Origin of the sequence: Microcystis sp. M113S1 (assembly GCF_020246945.1) — a bacterium.
Lineage (GTDB): Bacteria > Cyanobacteriota > Cyanobacteriia > Cyanobacteriales > Microcystaceae > Microcystis.
Genome location: NZ_JADBSA010000292.1, coordinates 1 through 3,870 on the forward strand (window position 1 = coordinate 1; position 3,870 = coordinate 3,870).

Sequence of the window (3,870 nt, forward strand, 5' to 3'; positions counted from 1 at the left end):
AGAGCTTTATTGTAAACTAATCTTACACAGCCCAAGGTGCGCCGCAATAGCGACTCTTGTTCTGGTGTGGGGTAAAATCGAAACGAATAGGCTTTTTCTATGTCTCACATTTTAGAATATATTTGGTAAATGCGCTAGTATTTAACAGTAAAGCCGTCGTAGAACGACGGGCTTTCAGACCCAAAATTTTCGATGAACACACCTGAACAACGATCTTTTAGCTACCAAATATTGCAAATATTAAAGGCAACCGATAACTCTTAAGCTACTGTCCCTACCAAAAGATGAAGCAGCATAACGGCTAAGTTAGCTTGCTTTCGCCACCGATTACCCCAACCACTTCATCTCAGACACCTCATCGATTGCTCTCATCAACAAACTTCCTAAAATCTCTTTAGCCTAAAGCATCTACATACTCAACATCCTTATCTGACCAAATCTGTATTTCTTCATAACCAAAATCATAGTCATCGATGGTAAAAGTGCGATCTTCCCACTTAATGGGACAGTCTAGATTCAAGACACCGCGACAAGAACCAATTATTTTTCCTTGACTATCGTAAACTTCTAGAAATTTCGTTTCCTGATCCCAACCATCATCAACATATCCATTAAGGAGGATAGAATAACTGCTCTCCTCATTAACAGTAGTTCTCACTACATAAATATTCACTAATCGTGTTTGAGACGTTAAGTAATGATGGTTAAAGGAATCAAGTACATTGATCGGGATAGTGGAAGGTAACCTTTTTACCCTAACAAAATCTAACGTCGGCTGATATTCTTCGGATTCAGAATTTAATTCTAACGATCCTAACTCTAGATATCCTATACAGTTAGGAGATTCGAGTAACCAAGGAAACAATGTCCCGTCTTTTTCCAACTGGCGAAGTTGAGGGATGAAAGTTTCTTCGTAGAATTGTTTGATACGAGAATGGGAAATAGACATGGAATTTTCGTTGATAGTAAATTTAGAAATAGATACGGCGTTCTCGTTGATTGGGGGTTTGGAAATAGATACAGAGTTCCCAGCCTTGCAAAGAATATATCTATGTTCATGGTCATCAAAATATGACCACATTCTCCTCATCGTATTATTAGCTGGATTATACTTATGATCAATATCATTCACTCCAGGAACGAACCAAGCTGACCAATTACCATTAAACCAACGGATTTGATACGCTATTACCTTTCCACCCAATATTTCTTGATCAATCTGCAAAGAGAGTCCTTGATACCATCTAGAACATCTTTGAGGTGGGGAAACAATCTCTAGACAAATATCCTGGGTAAAAATTTCATACGAAATGTAATCTCCGATGGGATTACTAGACATCAAAATACTCCTAACTACTATTTCTTAAGGTGATAGCCTGTTGGTACAGGCGACATATGTTTTCTAATCCCCTTGATCAACCTAAGTTTGATATTTCTAAGCCTACTAAGAAGTTACTTGCAAACTGCTGTCATGATCCAGATTTAGCCAGCTAACGGCTAAGTTATGCTTGGTGCTGAGTTTGGTTGCTTTCCATATATTGACGTAAAACCTTGTTTATTAGGGTTTTATACTCTTCTCCTTGAGCCTGAAACCACTGTTTCACATCTGGATCAAGCTGAACTAGGTTGTGTGCTTGATCTGCTGGAATACGTAAAGTAGCTCGTTCAAAAAATTCATCTGTCAGCGGCGGAATATCTGAGTAGTCGATATTCTCTTCTGACCTTGACTCTAAAGCTGCCCAATTAGTACGAGAGGTACTGTTCAAATCGTTTCTGCTCATAACGGTTGGCTCTTCGCGCTGAAATGATTCGGGTTACATTTTTTTGACGTTCCGTCCAGACTACTACTGCTATTCCAGAACCGAGAAAACCGATCCCAAACCAGCGATCTTCGCCATAGTCGAAACGATCATCTAGCTCAATCAGCATTTCTCCATCAAACATCGTGGGAACATCAGCAAAATCAATCTCATGTTTACGAATATTTTCAATATTTTTCGCTTCGTCCCACTCAAATTGCATGAAGAATTAAGGTATGCCAGACTGAACTAATTTCTTTCATTATCACACATTTGGCTGAAATGGGTTTATTCTTTGCTGGAAATCGATTGCCACCAAAAGTATAGACTCTCAGCCAGAAGATAGATAGCTGAAAATAATTGCCATACTAACACCATAGATGCAAATGATACCAATTTTAGTTGCAATTGGGAATGAACCAACTAGGGCAAATATTATGATCGCAACACCTATAAGGAGTGCGAATATGGCTTTAACTCTCTTCATTCGGAACTCTCAAAGACTAGAACTAATACATACTAAATCAGCCTCTATGGTCATGCCATAAAGTCGTCCATGAAATCAGTGACACCTTCAGCAATACCATCCGTAATTTCATCTGGAAGTAAACCGACAGCCAACACAGCTATCCCAGTTCCTACTGCCGAGCCAAGAAATTTAGCTGCCCAATCACGAGTATCAGTAATACCTCCACAATCTTTACACTCGACATAATTTTTCTGGTTAGTTGGTTGAATGTTTTTGCTATTGCAGTGCGAGCATATGACTTGGTTAGCCATTTTTTCTCTCCTAAATGCTATGGCTGAATATCCAAACTATGCCACCATCAACAATCGAAGCAGCATAACGGCTTAGGCATCGTGTAAAGTGATTAGTCCTTTAACAATGCTCTAAATCCCGCCTGCTGAAAATGGGTATCGGCAGTCAGTGCGTCAATGATTCCTCGATCTTGCATCACGATGAATGATATACAGTCCACTAACCCCCATTCTTTGTCTCCTCGTTGCTTAAACAAATTGAATGCTAATCTGTATAGGCTATCGGTTAATAAAACGACTTCAACGCTGGGATCAGTTTCGAGGGATTCTAAAAGTTGGATTGCCGCCGCTCTGTATCTTTGCTTAGAAAGCGCATTACCTATTTCTAGCAAAATCACCTGAGTTGTCACCAAACGAGTGCTGTTACTCTCAATTTGATTAGCAAGCTCAACAGCCCATGCATGATTTTGATCGGTGACGGAGGATAACGCGATCGCAAAAGAAGTATCTAAAAAGACTTCAGTCATTATCAGAAAGAGTTTCCCCATATAAATATTGATCAATTTTTTCTGACCAATCAGGTTCACCCTGTAATTTTAAAGACTGAGCAGTTTTAAGAAACGTTTGAGGTGGTTTTACTTCATTGGGCAGAACACTTTCAACAACAATCCGCACCCTTGTCCCTGCGGCTAGGTTTAAGGGCACTTCTAGTTGAAAAGCTGTTCCGTCAAAAACGGCTTCGAGTTCTTGGAGCATTGTTTTTTAAAGGCTACGGATTGTTTTCAGTATAGCCTGACCTTTACCTTTAAGCGGCAAGAGCGGCAGCAGATAAACTTTGCAACGCTAAGATATATCAACTATCCGCTCCAATACGGAAACTTTCCTTATATTACGCTAAATACGCACTTTTAAAAGAATCTTTCCGTATATTACGCTCAAATGGAGTGATCGCAAGAAGTTTTCCGTATAATATTACGATAAGCGTGTTATGCCGATTAGTGTACTCTGTTATGAACCTTCCCCCACCCCGCAAACTCCTGGACGTAGTGCGAGAGACGATCCGCCTCAAACATTACTCCTACCGCACCGAACAAACCTATGTGGACTGGATCAAACGCTACCTGCTCTTCCATAACAAAAAACATCCCCGCGAGATGGGAGCAGAAGAAATCAAGAGTAACCTTTGGGGTGGTTGGGTTGCGCTTTTTCCAGCGAATTGAGCCATTTTCGCCCCAGTATTGTTGCGCTCAACCCAACCTACGCCGCTACTATCCTGACCTGCAAATTGGGGATATTCGTGCATGTCTACGAT

General features: G+C 40.4%; 8 protein-coding genes and 1 pseudogene. 1 reads left to right on the plus strand and 8 read right to left on the minus strand.

Features of this window, described 5'->3' with window-relative positions:
- The 7 genes from IM319_RS14740 to IM319_RS14770 form a co-directional block, all read right to left on the minus strand.
- Positions 1–101: helix-turn-helix domain-containing protein (locus tag IM319_RS14740; RefSeq protein WP_287683512.1), on the minus strand; the 101-nt coding region annotated here is incomplete at its 3' end.
- Positions 102–394: 293 nt separating this feature from the next.
- Positions 395–949 (minus strand): hypothetical protein, encoded by a 555-nt coding sequence (locus tag IM319_RS14745; protein WP_287077246.1) that lies wholly within the window; start codon positions 947–949, stop codon positions 395–397.
- Between the two features lie 553 nt (positions 950–1,502).
- A complete protein-coding gene (locus IM319_RS14750; RefSeq protein WP_287077244.1) occupies positions 1,503–1,766 on the minus strand; it encodes a BrnA antitoxin family protein in 264 nt (87 codons plus the stop codon).
- Complete coding sequence (locus IM319_RS14755; protein WP_287736046.1) at positions 1,744–2,022, minus strand: BrnT family toxin; 279 nt, start codon at positions 2,020–2,022, stop codon at positions 1,744–1,746. The genes IM319_RS14750 and IM319_RS14755 overlap by 23 nt, the downstream gene beginning before the upstream one ends.
- Positions 2,023–2,336: 314 nt before the next feature.
- Positions 2,337–2,579, minus strand: a complete 243-nt coding sequence (locus tag IM319_RS14760; RefSeq protein WP_041804104.1) for a hypothetical protein — start codon at positions 2,577–2,579, stop codon at positions 2,337–2,339.
- Between the two features lie 92 nt (positions 2,580–2,671).
- On the minus strand, positions 2,672–3,085 hold the full coding sequence (locus tag IM319_RS14765) for a type II toxin-antitoxin system VapC family toxin (RefSeq protein WP_287077241.1): 414 nt from the start codon (positions 3,083–3,085) through the stop codon (positions 2,672–2,674).
- Positions 3,078–3,314: a hypothetical protein gene (locus IM319_RS14770; protein ID WP_287077239.1), complete on the minus strand. Its 237-nt coding sequence runs from the start codon at positions 3,312–3,314 to the stop codon at positions 3,078–3,080. The genes IM319_RS14765 and IM319_RS14770 overlap by 8 nt, the downstream gene beginning before the upstream one ends.
- Before the next feature lie 254 nt (positions 3,315–3,568).
- Between IM319_RS14770 and IM319_RS22590 the strand changes: the two are divergent.
- Positions 3,569–3,673: pseudogene (locus IM319_RS22590) on the plus strand (phage integrase N-terminal SAM-like domain-containing protein); the annotation flags it as partial.
- A gap of 2 nt (positions 3,674–3,675) precedes the next feature.
- Here IM319_RS22590 and IM319_RS14775 read toward each other — a convergent pair.
- The coding region (locus IM319_RS14775; protein ID WP_287736048.1) for a hypothetical protein at positions 3,676–3,870 on the minus strand (195 nt) is incomplete at its 5' end.

Bases quoted from the DNA above. Each gene is read 5' to 3' on its own strand.
- IM319_RS14770 (WP_287077239.1), bottom strand. From the start codon at position 3,314: ATGCTCCAAGAACTCGAAGCCGTTTTTGACGGAACAGCTTTTCAACTA.
- IM319_RS14760 (WP_041804104.1), bottom strand. From the start codon at position 2,579: ATGGCTAACCAAGTCATATGCTCGCACTGCAATAGCAAAAACATTCAA.
- IM319_RS14745 (WP_287077246.1), bottom strand. From the start codon at position 949: ATGTCTATTTCCCATTCTCGTATCAAACAATTCTACGAAGAAACTTTC.
- IM319_RS14755 (WP_287736046.1), bottom strand. From the start codon at position 2,022: ATGCAATTTGAGTGGGACGAAGCGAAAAATATTGAAAATATTCGTAAA.
- IM319_RS14765 (WP_287077241.1), bottom strand. From the start codon at position 3,085: ATGACTGAAGTCTTTTTAGATACTTCTTTTGCGATCGCGTTATCCTCC.